Annotated in this window: 22 protein-coding genes and 1 pseudogene; 10 read left to right on the top strand and 13 right to left on the bottom strand. The window is 66.3% G+C overall.

What is annotated here, in order from left to right; genetic code table 11:
• Positions 1-267: 267 nt before the first annotated feature.
• The 12 genes and pseudogenes from MOQ72_RS36355 to MOQ72_RS36300 all read right to left on the bottom strand — a co-directional run bounded on the left by MOQ72_RS36355 (position 268) and on the right by MOQ72_RS36300 (position 9,254).
• Positions 268-447, bottom strand: a complete 180-nt coding sequence (locus MOQ72_RS36355; RefSeq protein ID WP_242190375.1) for a hypothetical protein — start codon at positions 445-447, stop codon at positions 268-270.
• 132 nt (positions 448-579) lie between these two features.
• On the bottom strand, positions 580-1,410 hold the full coding sequence (locus MOQ72_RS36350) for a 3-hydroxyacyl-CoA dehydrogenase family protein (RefSeq protein WP_242190374.1): 831 nt from the start codon (positions 1,408-1,410) through the stop codon (positions 580-582).
• Between the two features lie 19 nt (positions 1,411-1,429).
• Positions 1,430-1,822 (bottom strand): hypothetical protein, encoded by a 393-nt coding sequence (locus MOQ72_RS36345; protein ID WP_242190373.1) that lies wholly within the window; start codon positions 1,820-1,822, stop codon positions 1,430-1,432.
• A gap of 463 nt (positions 1,823-2,285) precedes the next feature.
• A pseudogene (locus tag MOQ72_RS36340) lies at positions 2,286-2,638 on the bottom strand (RNA polymerase-binding protein RbpA).
• A 156-nt stretch (positions 2,639-2,794) separates the two neighbouring features.
• Positions 2,795-3,760, bottom strand: a complete 966-nt coding sequence (locus MOQ72_RS36335; protein ID WP_242190372.1) for a cytochrome P450 — start codon at positions 3,758-3,760, stop codon at positions 2,795-2,797.
• A 146-nt stretch (positions 3,761-3,906) separates the two neighbouring features.
• Entirely contained in the window at positions 3,907-5,247 is a 1,341-nt protein-coding gene (locus MOQ72_RS36330; RefSeq protein WP_242190371.1) for a cytochrome P450 family protein, read from the bottom strand.
• On the bottom strand, positions 5,244-5,786 hold the full coding sequence (locus MOQ72_RS36325; protein ID WP_242190377.1) for a GTP-binding protein: 543 nt from the start codon (positions 5,784-5,786) through the stop codon (positions 5,244-5,246). The genes MOQ72_RS36330 and MOQ72_RS36325 overlap by 4 nt, the downstream gene beginning before the upstream one ends.
• Positions 5,787-5,829: 43 nt before the next feature.
• On the bottom strand, positions 5,830-6,180 hold the full coding sequence (locus tag MOQ72_RS36320) for a DUF742 domain-containing protein (RefSeq protein ID WP_242190370.1): 351 nt from the start codon (positions 6,178-6,180) through the stop codon (positions 5,830-5,832).
• On the bottom strand, positions 6,177-6,728 hold the full coding sequence (locus MOQ72_RS36315) for a roadblock/LC7 domain-containing protein (RefSeq protein WP_242190369.1): 552 nt from the start codon (positions 6,726-6,728) through the stop codon (positions 6,177-6,179). The genes MOQ72_RS36320 and MOQ72_RS36315 overlap by 4 nt, the downstream gene beginning before the upstream one ends.
• A complete protein-coding gene (locus MOQ72_RS36310; RefSeq protein WP_242190368.1) occupies positions 6,725-7,945 on the bottom strand; it encodes an ATP-binding protein in 1,221 nt (406 codons plus the stop codon). Before MOQ72_RS36310 ends, MOQ72_RS36315 begins: the two co-directional genes overlap by 4 nt.
• 116 nt (positions 7,946-8,061) lie before the next feature.
• Positions 8,062-8,907 carry an SAM-dependent methyltransferase gene (locus tag MOQ72_RS36305; RefSeq protein WP_242190367.1) on the bottom strand — a complete coding sequence of 282 codons (846 nt, stop codon included), beginning with the start codon at positions 8,905-8,907 and terminating at the stop codon, positions 8,062-8,064.
• Between the two features lie 209 nt (positions 8,908-9,116).
• Entirely contained in the window at positions 9,117-9,254 is a 138-nt protein-coding gene (locus tag MOQ72_RS36300; RefSeq protein ID WP_242190366.1) for a hypothetical protein, read from the bottom strand.
• 317 nt (positions 9,255-9,571) lie between these two features.
• Here MOQ72_RS36300 and MOQ72_RS36295 point away from each other — a divergent pair, with 317 nt between their 5' ends.
• Together MOQ72_RS36295 and MOQ72_RS36290 are read left to right on the top strand one after the other, a co-directional pair.
• Positions 9,572-11,011, top strand: a complete 1,440-nt coding sequence (locus MOQ72_RS36295) for an NsdA family TPR-like regulatory protein (RefSeq protein ID WP_504981534.1) — start codon at positions 9,572-9,574, stop codon at positions 11,009-11,011.
• 9 nt (positions 11,012-11,020) lie between these two features.
• Positions 11,021-12,004 carry an FAD-dependent oxidoreductase gene (locus MOQ72_RS36290; RefSeq protein WP_242190364.1) on the top strand — a complete coding sequence of 328 codons (984 nt, stop codon included), beginning with the start codon at positions 11,021-11,023 and terminating at the stop codon, positions 12,002-12,004.
• Between the two features lie 62 nt (positions 12,005-12,066).
• Here the strand turns inward: MOQ72_RS36290 and MOQ72_RS36285 are convergent, their stop codons facing one another.
• The gene (locus MOQ72_RS36285; protein ID WP_242190363.1) at positions 12,067-13,446 is read right to left on the bottom strand and encodes a helix-turn-helix domain-containing protein; all 1,380 of its coding nucleotides are present in this window, start codon (positions 13,444-13,446) and stop codon (positions 12,067-12,069) included.
• A gap of 360 nt (positions 13,447-13,806) precedes the next feature.
• On the opposite strand from MOQ72_RS36285, the gene MOQ72_RS36280 reads away from it, so the two are divergent.
• From MOQ72_RS36280 to MOQ72_RS36245, 8 genes are all read left to right on the top strand, one after another.
• Complete coding sequence (locus tag MOQ72_RS36280; protein ID WP_242190362.1) at positions 13,807-14,286, top strand: hypothetical protein; 480 nt, start codon at positions 13,807-13,809, stop codon at positions 14,284-14,286.
• A gap of 193 nt (positions 14,287-14,479) precedes the next feature.
• Complete coding sequence (tgmA, locus tag MOQ72_RS36275; RefSeq protein ID WP_242190361.1) at positions 14,480-14,773, top strand: putative ATP-grasp-modified RiPP; 294 nt, start codon at positions 14,480-14,482, stop codon at positions 14,771-14,773.
• Positions 14,770-15,789, top strand: a complete 1,020-nt coding sequence (locus MOQ72_RS36270; protein WP_242190360.1) for an MvdC/MvdD family ATP grasp protein — start codon at positions 14,770-14,772, stop codon at positions 15,787-15,789. Before tgmA ends, MOQ72_RS36270 begins: the two co-directional genes overlap by 4 nt.
• Before the next feature lie 575 nt (positions 15,790-16,364).
• Positions 16,365-17,318, top strand: coding sequence for a hypothetical protein (locus MOQ72_RS36265; protein WP_242190359.1), 954 nt, complete (start codon positions 16,365-16,367; stop codon positions 17,316-17,318).
• 2 nt (positions 17,319-17,320) lie between these two features.
• The gene (locus MOQ72_RS36260) at positions 17,321-17,476 is read left to right on the top strand and encodes a hypothetical protein (protein ID WP_242190358.1); all 156 of its coding nucleotides are present in this window, start codon (positions 17,321-17,323) and stop codon (positions 17,474-17,476) included.
• 333 nt (positions 17,477-17,809) lie between these two features.
• Positions 17,810-18,622 (top strand): hypothetical protein, encoded by an 813-nt coding sequence (locus MOQ72_RS36255; protein WP_242190357.1) that lies wholly within the window; start codon positions 17,810-17,812, stop codon positions 18,620-18,622.
• Between the two features lie 230 nt (positions 18,623-18,852).
• A complete protein-coding gene (locus MOQ72_RS36250) occupies positions 18,853-19,971 on the top strand; it encodes an NUDIX domain-containing protein (protein WP_242190356.1) in 1,119 nt (372 codons plus the stop codon).
• 9 nt (positions 19,972-19,980) lie between these two features.
• On the top strand, positions 19,981-20,208 hold the full coding sequence (locus MOQ72_RS36245; RefSeq protein WP_242190355.1) for a hypothetical protein: 228 nt from the start codon (positions 19,981-19,983) through the stop codon (positions 20,206-20,208).
• Positions 20,209-20,307: the final 99 nt, after the last annotated feature.

Below are 20,307 nucleotides of genomic sequence, written 5' to 3'. Positions count from 1 at the left end.
GCGGGTACCACCGGATTCCAGCAGGTACCCGGAAGAAGGCGAATCCGGACCGGGCATGCTGCCGGAACAGCCGAGAACCGTCAACTTCACGGTCGTTGAGTCCTTGTCGGTAGGGCGTGAGGGGCAGGATCACGTCTTGCCAGGTCTTCGAGGCCGGATCGTCGCGATGGCCGTAGGGCGCGCTAACTGCACCGCGCCCAACCCCGGCCCCGCTGACCAATGGGTGGCTGTGCCTCAATCAGTTCTTGGTGGAGTTGTTCGCCGGATTCAGGCGCTGTAGCGCATGTTTGACAGCACTGTGCTGACCAGGCCTCCGATAGCAGCGGCAACGGCGTCGATGACAACCGCGCCCGCCTGTTGCGGGGAGCGGTACTGGCGGATTCCGGGGAGGTTGATCGCTCCGGCGCTGATCTTGAGCACGGGAGGGACCAGCTTCGTCAGATCCATGTGGAGTATTTCCTCGTGGTGTTGAGCGTTGTCGTGATGTGCTGGTATCGCCACCGGGCCCGCGGTCTCCGGCGGTGTGCGTCCGCACCGCCGCGCGCGTCCAGGCGGGCAGTGAACTTCGGGGCTGCCCTGTCACCCGGGGTCCTGCGATCGATTTGCGGGAACCGTGGCCGCCAGTTCGCTGTAGGTCCCGTGCCCCGCGGCCAAGGTGACATCGGTGAAACCCGCCAGGCGCGTTTCGGCGCGGAGGAGATCGGTAAACAGTCGCAGCTTCAGGTGCGCCATCGGATACGTCTCGCTCTTTCGCCCGCCGGCGCTGGTGTATCGGTAGTCCACCCACACGAGGTCGCCGCGCTGGTCGTACCGCCGCCAGCGGACCACGCGCTCACCGCTGAGATCGGTAAAGGCGTGGTCCTGGCACCAGGCCATCGGGGATCGAGTCGGGTCGTGCCACGGACCGGGATTCCCATGGCAGAGCACCTGAGCGATCAAGCGGGCACCGGGAGACATCGCGTGGCGCAGTGCCCGCAGCACCTCATACACCGGGCGTGCTGCGGCCATCCGGTTCAGTTCGCCACTGGGGACGACCACGAGATCCGCCGCACGGAGGTCAGGCACAGCGGGCGCGGCCACGCGGACCGCGTCCAGTCGCGCGGCGCTGATTCCGGCTTGCCGGGCCCGAGCGACAGCGATCCGGAGGAGCTCGGGGTCCTCGTCTACCAGAATGACCTGGAAGCCCGCCTGTGCGTAGGCATAGAGGAAATGCCCGCCACGGGCGGGGAATTCAGTCACCGCGGCGGGCGGGGTCAACGCGTTGAGCAGGCTGGCGGGTGCCGCCGTACCGGTGATGTCAGCCGCTGGTGGTATTCCAGTGCGCGCGGTGTAGTTCGCCAGTTGGTCGCGCAGCTGCGTTTCGCCCGGCTGCGTCGCCTCGGGTCGTGTCCTTGACCTTGGGCCGTTCACGTCGTCGGCTCCCACTCGGCTACCAGATTGTCCAATGCGGACAGTGGCAGTGTGCCGTGGGCGAGCAGCGTGTCGTGGGATGCGGTGAGATCGAGGCCCTCGGTGAGGCGTTGTTCGAAGGTTTGGCGGCGGGGACGTTGACCGGGCGTAAACCGCCATTCGCGCGACCGCCACCAGGAACTCTGGGCGCGACCTGGAGACCCCGCCACACCACCCACAGGCCGCTGTGTCGGTTCGGCCGATACCAGATCCGCAACCGGGGGAAGCGCGGCGCGGCCTCTTCGCTGACATCATCGATCCTGTCATCGCGGCCAGGCACGCCCGTAATCGTCGCGACTGTTGGCATGGCGTCGAACACGATCTCCAGCCGGTCGTCGGCCAACTGGTCGACGAGCTGGTCAGTTGTCGTCACGTTTGTCGTCACGTCTCTCACTTCGAAAACTCGTGGTTGGATCACAGGCGGAAATTCCCGTACATCGGTCGGGGTGGGGTGGGGTGGGGTGGTCCAGAGCTCACGCCTCTGGACCACCCTCAGTACCCGAGGTCACGCCCCGTGGCGGACGTAGTCCTGCGCCTGGCCACGATCGCTCATGACCTAGCTCTAACGGCAGGGGTCGTCGGTGACCTCAACCGGACTTTCGGCCACCGCAGGGCTTGCCGCAGTGGCAGCCCAGGCAGCCACACCCGTCAGGGCCAGCAGAACAGCGACGGCTGCGAAGCCGACCGCGGAATCACGCATCGCGCATTTCCTCATTTCTCTTTACTTTCTCGGCTACTCACCCGTTTTGGGCGAGGTCGTCCTCTCCGCTACTGGCGGCGTGGGGCCAGTAGCGGAGTTGTCTGACATAGGCGTTCCGGTCGCACAAGCCGAATGCTCAGGCAGCGGCTGCGCAGTCCCGTTGCTCTTGCAGCCATTGCAGTCGCTCGGTGAGCAGATCCTCCAACTCTGGAATGGTGCGCCGCTCCAGAAGCATGTCCCAGTGGGTGCGTGGCGGCTTCGCCTTCTTCGGTTCTGCTGGCACGATGGCGTCGTCGAGCAGCGTCGAGTCGCCGCCGTCGCGGCGGCATTCCCAGGTGAGTGGGATCTCGGCATCGTCGGCGAAGGGCACCTCGAACTCGTGTCCCTGGGGCAGGAGTAGCGCACTCGTCGGCGCGGCGCCGGTTTCTCATCTGCGGGCGTTCGACTGCTGCGCTGGTATCCGAGGCTTCCTGGCAAGGCGTTGATCATGTGCGGCACTCCGCGAGGTCAGTCGTGAATCGCAGCAGTCGTTTCCGAAGTCGTGGAGGTGCGCTCGATCGGCGACGTCGTCGTCGACTCGATGCCAGGTCACGTGGTGGCGATGTTGACCGGGTAGGGGCGTCGGACTCGGCGGAGGCACGATTCTCAGTCCAGGTCGGGGTAACGGGCGGCGGGGATGTGTCGGTGTCCGTTGGAAAAAAGGGATTCCAGGTGTCCCAACTCTCCAGTGGTGAGGGTCAGGCTGGGGAATCGGCGGAACAGGGCGGGGAGCGCGATGCGGGCTTCGAGGCGGGCCAGGGGTGCGCCGGGGCAGTAGTGCGGGCCGTGCCCGAACGCGAGGTGCTCCGACCGGTTCTGGCGCGTGAGGTCGAACCGGTCGGGCTCGTCGTGCACGGCGGGGTCGCGCCCGGCCGCGGCGTAGGCGGCAAGGATGGTCTCGTCGCGGTGGATGGTGACGTCGCCGAGGGGGATGTCCTCCCTCGCGTACCGCAGCGGCAGATACGGAACCGGTGCCTGCCACCGCAACGTTTCCTCGACCACGTGCTCCCACGACGTCTTCCCCGTTCGTACCAGAAAGAGCTGGTCGGGGTGGGTCAGCAGCGCCGTGATGGCGTGATCGAGCAGGTTCACGGTCGTCTCGTGCCCGGCCCCGAGCAACAGAAACAGGGTGTCGAGGAGCTCCTCGTCGCTGAACTTCGAGCCGGTGTACTCGTCGCGGCCCGCGATGAGAGCGCTGGTCAGATCATCGGAGGGCGTGCGGCGGTGCAGATCGACCAGTTGCCTGAGTAGTCCGTAGAGCTCCTCGCCTGCGGCGAGGCGTTCGGCGTGCGTCGTGGTGGTGCCGAAGAGGGTATGAACCGTGCGCCGCAGTCCAGGCCGCAGCTCATCGGGGACGCCGAAGAGGTGGCCGATGACCGCGACCGGCAGCGGCTCCGCCAACCGCGCCCGCAGATCGACAACGTCACCGCGCGGGATGGCGGCAAGCTCGTCAAGCAATCCGGCAGTGATCTGCTCGATGATCGGTTGCACGTCCTCGATGCGGCTCGGGGTGAACGCGCTGCCGATCAGGCTGTGCAGGCGCCGGTGCTCGCCGCCGCTCGCGGTGAACATGTTCCGCACTCCGACCCACCTCCACAGTGGGTGCTCGTCAGTGATGCCGCCCCGCGCAAACACCGACCAATCCTGGGGATCCTTGCTGATGCGCGGGTCGGTCAGCAGGCGCCGCAACACGGGCTGGGAGTGGATGGCCCAGGCAGTCACCCCGCCAGGAAGGAGAACCAGCGTCGCAGTGCTCTCGCGAGCGCGGAGCCGCCGTGCTTCGCCGTGGATGTCGGCACCGGTGGGATCGAGGCGATAGGGGCAGGCCATGGGCGGTCTCCTCCTGTCTCAGCGGGCACGGTGATCGGGGTGAAGCGGACTGGCAGGGAATCCAAAGCTCGGTGGAACGCGCCGGGCCGCCACCGCAACTCCCCGGCGGGGACGGCGAGCTCGATTTCGGGCAGCCGGTCTAGGACGGTCTCGATCGCGACCGTCGCGATGAGCTCGGCGTGCGACTGGGCGGGGCAGAGGTGCGGGCCCGCGGAAAACGCGAGGTGCGCGCGGCGACCACGTGCCGCAGCGCCGCCCTCGATGAGCTGCCGGTGGACGGCGGCGAAGGAGATCACCACCGGCTGCTGCGCGGCCAGCCGCCAGCCACCCAGAACGACATCCTGCTGCGGGTAGTGGACGGCGTAGTTAGCGATCGGCGGGGCATTAACAAGCACCTGATGCAACGCGTCCTGAATGGACAGTCCGCCGCCGGTGAGGTCGCCACCGAACCGGTCGTCGGTGAGTAGCAGTGCAAGCGTCGAACAAATCCACGCGGCAGTGGGCTCGACGCCTGCGCCCATGGTGACGACGAGCTGGTGCAGCAGCTCCTCGTCGTTGAGCTGGGCGGGGTGGTCGATCAGCCACGACGCCACGTCCGGCCCGCGTTTGCGACGTTTGAACGCGATCAACTCCGCCAGGCACCGCGACAGCTGCTCGTTGTGGTAGCCCTGATCACGGCCGTCGAACACGGCCCGGACATGCTCGACCACCCGGGTGCCGAAATCGGCTGGGCAGCCGACCAGATCCGTGATCGCCAGCAGCGGCAGCCGAGCGGCGTATTGGACGACCAGGTCAGCCTGCCCCGACGGGCCGAACCGATGGATCAACGCGCGGGCGTGCCGCTCCACCGAGCCGCGCAGCGCCACGGTGTCGACCCGGTCCAGACTGTCGGTGACAGCGGCCCGCAGCCGGGCGTGCTCGGCGCCGTCCGCGTACAGACAGTTCGGCCGCCACTGCATCATCACCGGCACCGAACGCGCTCCCGCCTCCCAGGAGCGGGAGTCCTTCCGCCACATCCCGGGATTGGTGAGCACCTCCAGGGCGACGCGGTGATCCAGCACCAACATGGCCGACACGCCCTCCTCAAGCTCCACAGGCGCGACCGTGCCGAACTCGCGTCGCAGCCGGTCGTAGACCGCGTTCGGGTCTGCGGCGAACTCCGGCCCGAACAGCGCACTCCCGCCGGTACCGGCGTGGGCGGGGCAATTCGGCGGCGGGGTCGGTCTCATGACACGGGCTCCCGGGTAGCAGGGAGGGTAGCGAGGGCGTGCTCGACCACAGCCGCGGCCGCGGTGCCCGCGGAGTGGATATCGCGGACGTCGCAGTGCAGCAGTGGCGTCGACGGCAGCAGATCCAACGACTCCCGCAACATCTCGTCCGAATAGCCCGGCGAATCAGGGAACGGGTTGACTGCGACCGCATACGGCAGGCCGCGCTCTTCAACGAGCCCGATGATTTCGAAGGAGGCCGCCAGGCTGCGGGTGTCGACCAATACCAGCGCCCCCAACGCTCCGCGCACCCAGTCCTCCCAGAGAGGCAGGAACCGGTGCTGTCCGGGCGTACCGAACAGGTACAACACAAGTTGCTCGGTGATGGTGCGGCGGCCGAAGTCCAACGCCACCGTCGTGGTGACCTTCTCCGGCGTCGCGGTCAGATCGTCCACACCCGTGCTGGCCTGGGTCATCACCTCTTCCGTGGACACCGGCGGAATCTCCGACAGGGTTCCGACGAACGTCGTTTTGCCGACGCCGAAGTGCCCCACCACCATGAGCTTCGCCGAGCGTTTCACCGTCGGGGTGAGGTAGAGGGGATCACGACGCGAGTTCGAGGCGGCGAAGTCCACGTAGCACCTCCTCCAGCACTGCCATCGACGGCGCTTCGGCCGGGACCTGAACGCGGAGATGCCCGCTGTCCAGCAATTGGGAGACCAGCACCAGGGTCACCAACACCGACAGGCCCACCGCCCCGGCGATGTCGGCGATCCCGAGCACACCGCCCTGACAGTGTTCGGCGACGCGGCGGCGCTCATCCCGGAGATCGTGGACGGAGCTGGTTGCCGCGGTCACCAACGTGCTCGGATCCAGATCAGCGCGAAGGGACGTGTGTCCGTCGGTGACCGCCCACGAGCCGACCAGCGGCCCCTCGCGCGGGGCCGGAGTCACGTCGTTCTCCCCCGCTGGGGCAGCACCGACGGCGCCGCGCCTCCCGGTTCCCCTTGCCCGCTACCTGGTTCGATCTGGCCGTCCAGGTGGACGTGACTGCCTAGCCAGGTGAAACCGCGCTGCGGGATGGCGAGATGCTCACCCAACTTTTTCGTGAGCGTCCCGATCGCCGCAGTCACCTCTTCCAGGTCCACGCTTCGACCGGTGGCCACCCCGAGGCAGGAACGCGCGCTGGCCGCTGCAAGTACCAGAAACGCATCCGCGTCCCCGTACACGTTCACGTTGTGCGCCCACGGGATGGTCTTGCCACCGCAGAACGTCGCCAACGTCTCGGAGCTGGCCAGCGACTGCAACCCGGACAAGGCTCCCGCGACAGGGTCCGCGGTATCGCGATCAAGGTTGCTCGTCCATGCCATGAGCATCCCATCGGTACTGAACAACACCGCGCGCTGCACACCAGGAACACCGCTGTGGCGAGTACCCGGCACGCCCAGCAGGAACTGGTCCAGCATCCAACCCAGATTGTTGTCCGACATCGGGGTGGTCATCGCGCTCCTTCATCGGTGTTCACGGTCGCGGCTTGGATGCCGCGTTGAAAGGCCCCCAGCGCTGCGGCGTTCCGCTGCTGTTCGGCAGCAGGCGCCGCGGGTACCTTCGGCGGTACCGACGGCGCGGTCGGGTCCCGCCGACTGCGCCGGGGCAACCCGTGCTGCGTCGTGGTCGGCGTGATCTCCCCAGCGGGTGGTGCCGGTGTCCGCTCCACCGGGGCGGAGGCGGGAGGCGAGGCCGGTTGCGGGGTCGGGGCGGTGGTGAAGGCTGAGTGCGGGACCACAATGGAGGCGCGCATGCCCTTGGCCGATGACGTCAGGCCGACCTCCACATGGACCCCGGACTCAGCTCTGTGCAGGAGTGCCGCGATGACGGCAAACCCCAATCGCGGCGGGTCTCCGACCGTCATGAGATCCACTGGTCGCGCGCCAGAGAGGACCCGCTCCGCGCGGCGGCGCTGGTCCTCATGCAACCCCGGCCCTTTATCATCGACCAGGATCTGCCAGCCGTGATGCACCGACTGGAAGTAGACCTCGACCGGGCTTGCGGACGGCGAGCAGTCCAGCGCATTGCGCAGCAACTCGACGAACACCATCGCCAAGGGCTCGACAAGACGACCGGACACCAACTCGTTGACCCGCTGGTGCATCACCACACGGTCCCCGTCCTCCAGACGGCTTGCCGCGCCACGCACCACATCCGACAGTCGGGCCGCCCGCCGCTGCTGCCCCGGCCATCCCCCGCACACCACCTGCAGCGCCTGAACTCCGTGACGCGCCTTGGCAACCTTCTGCCCGGCCGCCCACACACCTTTCAAAACCTCGGGATTGGGGCGCTGGTGCTCTACGTCGTGCAACAGCAGCTCGACGCGCTTGAGCGTGCTGAGGATCTCGCTGGTCACCCCGCGCACCGTCGCGCTCGCCGCCACGCTCGCACGCTGCCGCGCCTGCTCATCAGCCGCTCCCAGCCGCTGAAGCATCACGTCCAGCAGCTCGGCGAATTCCGTGCCATCAAGCTCTCGATGCGCCAGCCCCGGCACCACCACCGCAGCACCCTGCGCCGCTTGTACCGCCGCAGGCAGCCGATCCGACACCAGCCACCGCAACTCCTCCTCCCGTGCCACAATCGCCGCCCGCAGCCGCCGAATCCGACGTCGCCGAACCAGCCACACCACCACAGCGAGCACCGCGACGACCGCGAACAGCCACACCACCACGGACGACTCCCACCCGCTCAGACCGTGATCACCCGATTTTCTCGACACACCGCCCGTCCCCAGAAACCCATACCCCGGTGGAAAAACGTGACCGGCGCTGCCGAGCCGATTGCGAATCATGGCTTGATGCCCGCGCCCCCGAACTCAATGACCGGGCTGGCGGCGTCCGGGCGCACGTAGTCCGGGGCCGGATCTAGCTCGACTGCCGGGAGATCCAGCCGCCACTCGGCGATGTCGCCCAGACCAGGCTCGACGATGTTGAAACCATCGAAGAACCCGCCGATCTCGCCGCGCGTCCGCACCCGTCCCCAGTAGCCAGTGCTCGTGCGCATGCTGGTTGTCAAAGCTTCCGCGGCAGCCTGATCCTCACTTTCCAGGTGCGACAGGGCCAGGCAGCTGCCCGAGGGGAGAGCATCGCGAACGTGCTTCACCACCTCGTAGGGATGCGCCTCATCGGGCAGGCAGTGCAACACGGATGCGTAGATCGCGGCGACCGGCTCGCCGAAGTCGATGAGATCCAGAACCTCCGGAGCCAAAAGGACGGTGTCCGGCTGGGCCATGTCGCCGGCCACCATGATCGTCCGATTGTTCTCCGCCAGCAGCGCCCGGCCGTGCGCCAGAACAATGGGATCGTTGTCGACGTAGACCACGCGAGCATCCGGGTGGATTTCCTGAGCCACCTGGTGAACGTTGCGCTGGGTCGGCAACCCGGTGCCAAGATCCAGGAACTGCCGAATCCCCAACTCCGCAGCTGCGAAGTACACCGCTCGCTGCAACCACATCCTGTTCCGAAGCGCGACATCATCGATGTCGGGCGTGACGAGCCTCAACGCGAGCACAGCCTGGCGATCGACCTCGTACCAGTCCTTACCGCCGAGTAGGTAGTCGTACATCCGCGCCACACTGGGAATATCCATGAGCACCCCCAGAGACCCGGGGTGCTCATCATGGGATGCTGACACGTGAACTCCTACCCTGAAGCGTCGTTTCAAATCCAGATGATGTAGTGCCGGTTCCAGCAGGAACCGGTACTACACATCCCCCACTACTTAGGGAATTCGGCACAGCTGCAGCGCGCACAGCTGTGCCGAACACATTCCGGGCATCGCCTGTCCAGACACCGCCGGCTCACGGCACCGGACCTACCGCCCCCCAAATCACGCCGTAGTGATCAGATCCACGACGGCATGTCGGACGGGGTGACGACCCCCGGCTGCGGGGTGGTGTCGGCGGGCGAGTCCGCGGACGCCGGGCCTGCGATACCCAGCAGCGCAGCGGCAGCGATGACCACCGCAAAAACGTGACGCATCTGCGTCTTCCTCCTCATTGCGTATCATTGAATCCTCGACCACCCTGTTCGGCCGAGGTCTTTTCCGGGGCGGTCGCGCAGTCGAGCCACCAAGCATTCGCAGCGCGAGCTACACGCTGGAAGGCGGCGGTACCGGCTCTTCTCGCGCGTGACCGATGTGTCCCTGGATCCTCAGCCAACCGGATGTGCCGCACTCGCGGTAGATGATCAAGCGGTCATCTCGGTCATCTTCGTTGCGGGGGTGTTCCGCTGTTGACCGTGCGGTGGGTGCACCATGTGGCGTTTGGGACAGCGGACCACAGTGAGGGGAATGTGCGATGTCTGGCCGATCGGGACAGCCGAATCTGGTGCTGGCTCGGTGCCTGGACGAGTTGGGGTGGAGCCCGAAGAAGTTGGCGCGGAAACTGAACCAGGTCTTCGGCGCGGGGACCGTGGCCGAATCAGCCCCGTTTCAGTGGCGCGACGCGGGTGTCCTCCCGCGTCGATCGCCGCTGCCGACGATGACGGCCTACGTCTTGTCGGAGGCATTGGGCCGGACGATCTCGGTGGATGAGCTGTGGCAGGGGAAGGCAACCGACTCGCCAACGTTGGTTCCTGCTGATGACGGGCTGACCGGGCCGTGGACGCCCCAAGATCTGACGCGCATCGCGAAGGGCTGGGTGTTGGGCGGTCTTGTTGATCGCCGACGATTTCTTGCACTCTCGGGTGCTGGCCTTGTTTCTCTGGTATCGCAGTACCTCGAAGTAGCGGGGCACGGTGCTTTCGCACCGCGGTTGGCCGCAGTCTCCAGCGATGATCCGCTCGTGGATCAGATCGACTGTCAGGTGCCGCTGCTGCAACGGCTAGATGACGCGCAGGGTGGTGCACGGCATCTGCCCTATGTCGGTGCCCAGTTCCGCGCTGTCGCGCTTCTCCTTCACGAGGGCGGGCATTCCGAGCGCGCCAGGACGCGCCTGATTCAAGCCCTGGCGGAGATCGGCCAGTTGGTGGGGTGGATGGCGTTCGACACCTCCGACCACGGATTGGCGCAACGGTATTGGGGAACCGCACTGCGCGCTGCGCATCAGGTCAATGATCGGCCGCTGTGCGCGCACATCCTCGCCGACTTGGCCTTCCAGGCGGCCAGCCGTGGACATGCCAGCGACGCGGTCGTGCTGGGTGAGACTGCTCAGGATGTCAGCCGTACGGCGACCGCGGCGGTGCGTGCGGCGGTGCTGTCCAGGTTGGGCTACGCATACGCGGCAGCAGGAAGGACCAGAGAGTTCGACCGCGCGCGGTATGACGCCCGCGAAGTGGTCGAGCAAGGCCCGCAGCACGATGATCCTCGGTGGATGTACTTCCTCACGTCGAGTCACTTGGACTGCCAAGCTGGATACGCTCTCATCGAGCTGGCACGTCAACAGCAAGGCGCCAAGGACACTGCCGCCAAGCGTCGCCTCGCTGAAGGGGCGTCGCTGTTGGAAACCGGCGCGTATGGGGTGCCCACCGGGCACCCGAGCCAGCGTCGAGCCCTGTATGAAGGAGCGTGGCTCGCGCTCGCGTATGCCTCTCGCGGCCACCATGAGCGGGCCTGCGAAATCGGCCGCCTCACCACCGGCCGGCTCGACACCGTGCGCTCACCACGGAGCCTGGCCGTGTTGCGCCAGTTGGCCGTGGATCTGCGCCGCCGCAGGCGCAATAAGCACGTCCGCGAATTCCTCCCCGAACTCGAAGATTCCCTCGCCCGACAGATCCCCACCATGGCCGCACCCGGTTAGGGTCGCCCCATGTCGAGCAGCGACCGCCTCGTCGTCGTCGGAGCGGGCGTCTCCGGACTCACCACCGCTACGGTGCTGGCCGAGGCCGGTGCCCACGTGCACGTGATCGCGGACGAAGTCCCCGGCGTCACCTCACTGGCCGCGGGCGCCCTGTGGGGCCCGTATCTGGTGGAGCCTAAAGACAAGGTCGACCAGTGGAGCCAGCATTCCCTGCAGGTCTTCCGTGAACTCGCCATCGTTGCAGGCACCGGCGTTCGTCTCTGCAGCGGCATCGATGCATCCCGGCACGCCGAAGCGCCCCCGGACTGGGCCACGACCCTGCCCGACTTCCGCCCCTGCGAGGTCTCCGAACTCCCGCCGGGGTTCGTCTCCGGTTACCGGGTCACCGTCCCGCTGATCGACATGCCCGTCTACCTCGCCTACCTCCAATCCCGCCTGGAGGAAGCGGGAGGGACCATCGGGCAACGCAGGCTGAGGACCTTCGACGACGCCGGCCCGGCCGCGGCGATCATCAACTGCACTGGTCTCGGCGCCCGCGACCTCGTGCCAGACCCCGCCCTGTACCCCATTCGCGGCCAACACGTCGTCGTAGAAAACCCCGGCCTGACCGAGCATTTCGGCGAAGACACCGGACCATCACCCGACCTACTGTGCCTCTACCCGCACGGCGACACCCTCGTCCTCGGCGGCACCGCCATCGACGGCAGCGGCGACCTCACCGAAGACCCCGCCACCGCGCAGGCCATCCTGGCGCGCTGCACGGCAGTGGAACCACGGCTTACCCGGACACGAGTCATCGAACACCGCATCGGCGCCAGGCCCACCCGCTCTCGCGTCCGCGTCGAACGCGACCACATCGACAACGGCACACCGCTGGTGCACAACTACGGACACGGCGGAGCCGGAGTCACCCTCTCCTGGGGCTGCGCAGCCGACGTTCACCAGCTGCTCTCCGAGCGTGCATGCGGCCGAGCCTGTTCAGCGCTGATCTGATCAGCAGAGATCGCCTGCTCCTTGCCGCACTGGCCGCTGATGCTGATCGGCTACTGCTCCATTTACATCCACTCGTGCACCGCGGCGTCAACCTTCGCGCACAGAGCCGCGAGCTCTTCCGAAGTTTCGATGAATGGCTTGGCCGCGTCCGCGACGATCTGCAACCGAGCGCGTGCGTGTCGAGATGACAGCTCGTCGACCGCTGAGAGCGCTTCCTGGCCGACACGGATGCCGGTCTCGATCTCGCCTACGCGGAGGTAATTCGCCGATAGGTCAGGTAGATGGAACGCGCGGGTTCGCCGGTAGGTCAAGTCGTCGCTGTTCACAACGGCATCCAGATGTTCGATCGCCCGTGGCGCGGCACTGGGCTGGGTGCGTGCCAGCAGAGCGAACGCGTGCGCACCATGCGAGGCGATCTCGGCCTCAGTGACGTGGCGAGCCCAGGGTGGCACCGTGTTCGGCTCGATGGTGGCAAATGCGGCGGCCTCCTGGCTCAGGGAGTCCTGGCACTTGCCGGACTCACCGAGCAGGCCGTAGCACCAGGCTCGGCTTGCGTGCAGGTCTGCTTGTGCGCTCGCGCTGGCCGCGTGCTGATTGGTGGCTGCGACGTGGGAACCGAGGTCTACTAAGCGCGACGCTGCCACGGCTTGGCGCTGGCGGTCCTTCGCGTTTACCGAGCGCTGGGCCGCGGCCAGGGCCTGGTAAGCGCTGTCCAGCAATACCCCGATCATCAGGTCGGTGCTACGCGGGTGCGCTTCGGCTCGCCGCGCGCGGGTGAGGGCGACGCCCCACAGTTCTTTGGCTTGGTCGTGCTGCTCTGCGTCCCATGCTGCCCATCCCGCAATCCACGCCAAATCTGCAGTTGCCAGATCGACTCGTTGCCGCACCTGGTCGGTGCATTCCGCGTCGTCACAGTCTTGGACTGCGTGCAGATACGAAAGCGCGGTTAGGTGCATCAGCCCGCCGCCTGTCTCGTAGATGGTGGAGCGGAGCTGCTCGGTCATATGCTCGATGGCCTGTGCATCGGCCACGCCGATCCGGCGACGTCGAGAGGGGTCAGCTGGCGTGGGCAGGATCTCGCTGAGTCGGGCGATCTCTGCGGAGCCCATCGTGATGCCGAGGGCGACGGTGAGGAAGTCCCGACGTTGCATCCAGCTCACCTCCCCGGCCCCGTCTTTCAGGCTGCCAGGGTCGGCTCCGAAACCCAACAGATGGGCCGGAATCCGCAGCGTGTTGGCGATTCGTACAACATGCTCGATGTCTCGGGCGCCCCTGGCGCCCGATTCAATCTTGGACACCGTCGACTGTGCCAAGCCGGTGAGCTCGGCGAGCTGGTGTTGGGACAGCCGCGCGGCTTCGCGGACCGCAAGGAACACGGGGCCGAAGTCGTAACGCCCGAGAGCAGCCTGGATGTCCGGGGTGTCGTAGAAGGCGACCGGCACAACAGGCTTGCTCCGCAGACAGCGAGTGCACAACAGGTCGGTAGTGCCAGTGCGCAACTCAACGTTGCACTGGGTGCACTGCTGCGGGGTCCGGGCCACGATTTTCCTCACGACCGCATTACCAAGGGAAGGGGAAGGAGTTTGTAGCGTAGCGGTACGCGATTCGCCCCTATCACGCCCATCGACCTGTGCGCAATTCCCATTGTCATATGACAGCGGGAATTGGATTAGTCGAGCCAGAGCGGCAGTGTTCACGGCATGTCGCCGAGTTCGACGATTTCCCTTCTCACAGGTAGCCGTATCACTGGTCGAGCCGATGACTGCGAGCCGTCTATCTCGGAGAAACGAGCTTGCGCCCCTATGCGCGCTGCGGCTGGCGTCCAGGTGGACACGTTGTGCGCGGGTGCGGACGACCAGCTCCAGCACTTTCCGAAGCTGGTCGGAGATGTGCCTGTCACCATGCCCGGTAAAGACGGCCGGAGGGGGCCGACGACACTGGTTATCGGACGCGGATGCGGCCGTCGCGCCTGTCCCGGCACCACTGCTGTCATCGATGCAGACGGCATCACCGCGCTGTGCCGGAGCTGCGTGCAGGACGTGCTCGCGTCGGTGGCTGCCGGTGACTCTGCTGCCCAGAAGGCTTTCCGCACACTGCTGGGCAGAGTCGCTGACGAGACCGTGCCCGACCGACACCTGGTCGAGCTCGCCCGCGCCGCCGTCCAGCGAGTGGACACCGGCAGTGAGAACCCCGTAATCCGCCGGTTGCGGCGGCTCGCGCATGGCCGACGGTGTGCGATGGGTGCCGCGTCAGGCGATCGCGCATCGGTTCTCGCGCCATGAACTCGGCCTGGCTTTGGTGTTCGTCAACCCAAGGCCGGGTCGAAGTCGGGGTGCCGCAACAACCGCGCCACTGCGGCCCGACCCAAAGCGCCTGCGTGGGCAGCCTTGGATTGCCGAGTCAGGTCGCGCGCACCCCCGCGACGACCGATCTCCAAGAGTTTCCGCACGTCCGTTTCGAGAAATGAGGCAGGACATGACCACGATTGACGCGATGGTGTCGCCGAGCGCCCGGTTCCCCCTCGCCGAACCGCACCTCAGCGCCGACGCAAACTCGGCCGCCACGGGTGAGTTGCAGCCGTGGGGCTTGCGGGGCATGCGTCCCGTCATCGGAGGCGACGAGCACGACGATCCCCGCGTGCGATACGACCACGAACTGCAGGTCATGGTGGACAGCACGGGTGAGCCGGCACGGCCGAAGTCCCGCGGCACCGAAACCGGACAATATCCGGAAGACGTCCTGCGCAATTGGGATCCCGTCGCCTCATGATCCTGGTACTCGCGCGGAACCGCGACGACACGGCCGACGCCGTGATCGAAGCGCTCAACGAACGACAGGCGCCGGTCTGCCGGATCAACCCCGCCTGGTTCCCCGACAAGCTGACCTTGTCGGCCACCTTAGACGGAGGCCAGTGGTCAGGGCATCTGCGTACACCGGCCCGCATCGTCGCGTTCGAAGACATCGACACGATCTGGTACTGGTCGCCCGAGGCATACCAAATACCGTGTGGGCTGTCGCCTGCTCGGCGGAAGCATTCGTTCGACGAGGCCAAGATTGGTGTTGGGGGCGTGCTCGCGTCGCTGACGGCACGGTGGGTCAACCACCCAAGCCGCATCGCGGATTCCGCGTACAAGCCGTTGCAGCAGGTCCGGGCGTGGCAGTGCGGGCTGACCGTCCCGGACACTCTCATCACGAACGAGCCCGAGGCGGTCGAGTCCTTCGCCGCGCAAGGGCGCACCATCAGGAAACTGATGAGCGGGAACACGATCGTCGAAGACGGGGTTCGCCATGTGAACTGGACGCGTGTGATCGACGACGACGACCTCGACGATCTGCGTGGAATCGCGGTCACCGCGCACCAGGTGCAGCGCTGGGTTCGGAAAGCAGCGGAGGCTCGTGTCATCGTCATCGGTGACCACGTGACCAGCGTGGAGATCTCCGCGGGCAGCGACTCGGCCTACATCGACTGGCGCTCCGACTACCCAGCGCTGAGCTACCGGCTCATCGACGCCCCACCTGATGTTGTTGACGGCATCCGGGCGCTGATGCGGTCCCTTGGCCTGGTGTACGGAGCGCTCGATTTTGTCATCACGCCGGACGGGCACTGGGTGTTCCTGGAAATCAACGCAAGCGGGCGATTCCGGTGGCTTGAAGCGGAATCCGGAGTCAACGTGCCCTTGACCGCGATGTTCGCGGAATTCCTCGCGGGCCACGCCGAGGACACTCCGCCTGCGTCGTTGTGCCTCGGAGAGCAACCCCACCCCGCCCCAGGAGATAACGCCTAACGTCGGTGGTCCGGCGCTGCGCTGCAGGCCCAGACGGCGTTAGGCCGCCCGTTACACGGATCAGTGTGGGACCCGCGGAGGTCCCACACTGATCTCCCAGCCAGGATCCCCCGCGAGGAGACGTTGAATCCTTCCGAGATCGAAACCCTTCGAGGCCATGCGCCACCGCGAGGAGCTCCTAACATGGTTCCGCAACTCCGTCGGTGATTCTTGCCGTATCGACCGAACCGACATCGCCGAAACTGGTGCCGTTGCTCAAACCACGGCTCACCGAGGAGTTGTTCCCGCTCTTCGTCGTGGCGGTCGCTAATGACCGGGCCCGCGTTGCGAACGCGATCAATTCACGTCGGCGGACGCTGCGGCCGTGGTCGTGCGCCAAGCCAGGGGCTCAAGATGCTGGAGCTGTGGCTGAACACCAGCGGACCCTGGCTTTGTTCGCGAGCCAGGTCGGCTCGTTGCGGAAACCAGTTTCGCTTTGGCGGCTCGCTCACCAGCGCGTCTCATCCCAACACAGATCGCGCCACCCCGTCTCGCCCACGCGTGTTGGTTGGTGGTGCCCCGAGTACGGAGGCCCTGTGCGTACATTTCTTGCCGCCGCACTAAGCGGCGCCCTGATGATCACCACGACTGGGTGCACACCGCTCCAGGTCCTGGAGATCTCGACAGTCATCGCGAAAGAAAAAACAGGAGAAAAACCAGTACTCGATCATCATACCGACCCGAACGCCTTGTTCTGGGAAATGTTTAGACGACAAGCGCAACAACCTATTGTGCGCAGTCGGACAACACTGGACCTTCCGGACATCGATGCGCAAGACTTCGTTCATGTCACGGACACGACCATCGACTACACGACGAAGACCAGGGTCTCCACGGACACAAGCCACGGCGGAGAGAAATACGGAACGGAGATCTCGGAAATCTGCGACGCGGCAGGCACCCACCACCGATGGTCACCCCTCAACGACGCATGGGACCCACCCGAACCGGGATACCCAAAATGCTTCCCCTACCGAGTGGCGATGACAGCCGGAGACGGCATCATCCCCGGCGGCCTACCACCCGAGAAGATCGACCTGATGGTCACGGCGTTGACCACGCGCTACGACGGGTTCCTCACCGCCAACAAAGCCACGAAGATCGAGAAAAATGGCCAGCACTACATAGAAATTCAGATGAAGGCCACCCCGGTTGTATTCGACAGCTATGGCGACGATCTCGGATGGTCCTTCCAAAATCTCATCTGGGCGTTCCAGGAAACGGGACTCGATTACGACGCCCACCCGTATGGTCAGGGTGACGGCTCGGGCGAGCACGCCAACATGATCTATTGGATCGACCCCACCACTTTGCTACCGGCGTATCACTGTCGCCGAAACTATTACGGCACCGAGTACCGGGGCACTCGCCGCGTCGAATACGTGCGGCCAGCTGGACTGCCCGAGGCCGCGCTCCCCGGCCGTGACCCGCGCGCAGCCGAACCGAGCGCGATGATCGGAGAGGGCCCCACGTGCGCAGACCCGATGTGACGATGCTCAAATCGGATCAGTGGGCGCGACGGCGGGTGCATTGGCACTGCTACAACGAAATCGACACAGCGCCGCGCTTCTGGGGCAACGAGCGCGCCGCGCGGCTGCGTGGCCCCGCCGATGTGATTATGGACAATCCGGAGTTCGTCGCCGACTGAATCACCTACAAGCTTCGCGGCTGCTGCGATCGGCAGCGGGTCCTGCTCGCCCACGGCGCCGGGCAAGCGCACCTGGCGACGCCGGTCACCAGCACCACCATCACGCGCACAACAGGAAACGGCGGCCGTGCTGGTCGTGTTCGGGTCTCCCGTCTACGTCGGTCTCCTGGAGTGGGTGGCCGATGCCGCAGCCTTGATTGCTGACTAGTACTGAACTGGCCTCAAACTCGGTAGCTGCGCGTCTGCCTATCAACCGGCGCGAAGGCGTACGGCGGCGTGTTCGCGCGAACCCAAGCGCGGACCAGGCGGTGCAGCTGTCACGGAAGGACCGTGGTGCTGTACTTGGTATTCGCGCTGCTGGCCAGCGCTGCACTGCTCACCCACTGCACGCGCGGGATGACGGAAGAAGGCGCTCCTCCGACCGACAAGTCGGTGGACAGCACCGAGTTCCAGACTGCGCCCCGCGATCGTCCCGTCACCGACCAGCTCCACGAGCTCGGCCGACCGAGCACGCTGAGGGCACACGAAGTCGGTCGGCGCAGCATCCGGTTCGGCGTGCTGTTCGCTGAGATGGCCGTGCTCCTCGCGTCGTGCTCGCCGCCTGCGAAGGGATACCGCGACGATCCAGGTGCCTGCTCGCTGCTACGGGAGCACAGCATCGTCGAGCAGCTCGGTCCGGAGGCCGTCCAGTTTCCGAACACCGCCACGACAGGCGACACCGACACGACCCGGTCCAGCACCTGCGAATGGGAGTCGTTCCACCCGCCCCGATGGGGAAGTCCTCCGGCGAACGCGTTGATCCGCGTGACCGTCCTCGTGTCGGTGAGCGAGGACGGCGACCCGGACATCCACGGCGCGGAGGACGGGTACCGGACGAAGAGGCACGCCGACGATGTTTCAGACGAGCCGTCGGATGTGATCGGTGATGAGTCCCGGCACGGCTTCCGACCGGGCAGACCGGACCCGGCATCCGGTAGCCAGGTCGCCACCGTCGATTTCCGCCGTGCGAACGCCCACATCACAGTCGAATACCGCGGATGGGGAACTCGCGGCTTCCGCAACGACTACCTTCCACAAGCCGAGCACGAGGCGACTACCCAGAACCTCGCGCGGCAGGCTGCGGCCAATCTCGGCGAGCCAAGATAACCAGAAGGTGCGCACCCCGTGCTTCGCTTCGGGAGCTCGCTTCGTGGTCGCGTTCGCTGCGGCCCAGGGGGCCTGATGTTTATGGCGGAGAACATCGCACGCGCGACCCGTTACCGTTCACGCCCAACAGGTCGTTCGCGGAAGCGAAGAGGGCCGGAGGCAGTAAGCAATTCCTTTTGGCTTTTCAGGTGATTCGAGAAAGTGAGTGATACGTGCGTCTATTTCAGCGAATGGCCGGGGTCGCCGGGTGGGACATGTTGGTGGTGTTCGACGTGGGCGGCACGCTGGCACAGCCGGAGTCTGGCGGATTCAGCCTCACTCGGCGTCTCGTGCAGGCTTCTCCGCTGCCGTCGGAGGAGGTGGTCGAGGTATGCCGTGCGGTGCTCAACACGGCACCGGAAATCACCCCGCACCTGTGCGACACCGTGGCGGCACGACTGCAGATCGACCCACACATACTGACCGAATACGAAAGCCCACCACTGGAATTGTGTGACGGCGCCCTGGAGGTCGTGGACTCGCTAGCGCGGCTGGGGGTGCGGATGGTCGCACTGTCCAATGTGTCACGCTTCGACTCCACGCAGGTGCGGTGGTTCCGGACGGTCATGGGGCCGCGGCTGCACGGCGTGCACGCCAGCTACGAAATCGGCGCCGCCAAACCCTCACCCGCGGTGTTTCACTGGCTCGCCACGCGCTACCGGGTCGCCACCAAAAAGATGACCGTGGTCGGTGACCGGTGGGATATCGACATCGCCGGAGCCCGCGCGGTCGGCGCGCGGGCCGTGTGGCTGTCGCCGCAGCCCCTGCCCCACTACAATGCTCCTCTCCCCGACGAAGTCCGCACCGCTGCGACGCTGCGAGACGCGCGGCCGATGCTGCGGAACTGGGCGATCTGCGGCTCCCGTGCACCCCAACCACGGGATCATCCGCTGCGAGCTGTGGTCGTCGCGACCAACGAACACGGCGACGTGCTCATCGTGCACGCACCCGAAGACGGGCACCAGAACGAGCCGACGTGGCATCTGCCCGGCGGCGGTGTCCGCCCCGGAGACCAACCGGAGGATGCCGCCGAGCGCGAGGTGGCCGAAGAGCTCGGGGTCGTGGTGCGGTGTGATGCGGCGAGAGCTGTGTGGCGCGTGCTTCCCCCGGATGGCGACCGGCGGGCGAGCGTCGTGGTCGCGTTCCCCGTTCACTGCGACTCGTCCACCGAGCCGCGGCGCCGGGACTCCGAACTCGACCGCCACCGCTGGGTTTCGCCGGAGCGGGCCGCCTCCCTGTTGTTCGCGGGCCCGGCTGGCGACGCCACGGTCCTGGCCGCCGTCCTCGGCTCCTCCGTCATCGGTCGGTGAACCCGGGCCGTGGTCACCGTGATCCTCTGGGGTCTGGCCGGCCTCGCCGGGGTGGTGGGGTGCGCCGTCGTGACCGTGGTGCTGGTGCTGTGGCGTCGACGCCGCCGGAGCATCAACCAGCCGTCTTACCCACCTCACGAGTTCAGCCCGGCGCAACGCCGCTGGGCCCACACCCGCAAGGCAGACACCGACCCCGACGCCACCGACCTCCTACCCCGTACCAACGAGCGACCATGACCCCACCACCCGACCCTGCCACGTGAGTCCCACCGCACGCACGAACCTTCGCCGCGTCGTGCCGCCACACGCGAACTTCACGCCGCCACGAATCCACCC

Origin of the sequence: Saccharopolyspora soli (assembly GCF_022678645.1) — a bacterium.
Classification (GTDB): Bacteria; Actinomycetota; Actinomycetes; order Mycobacteriales; family Pseudonocardiaceae; genus Saccharopolyspora; species Saccharopolyspora soli.
Note: the sequence above shows the minus strand (reverse complement) of the source record. Positions and strands in the feature narration are given on the sequence as shown.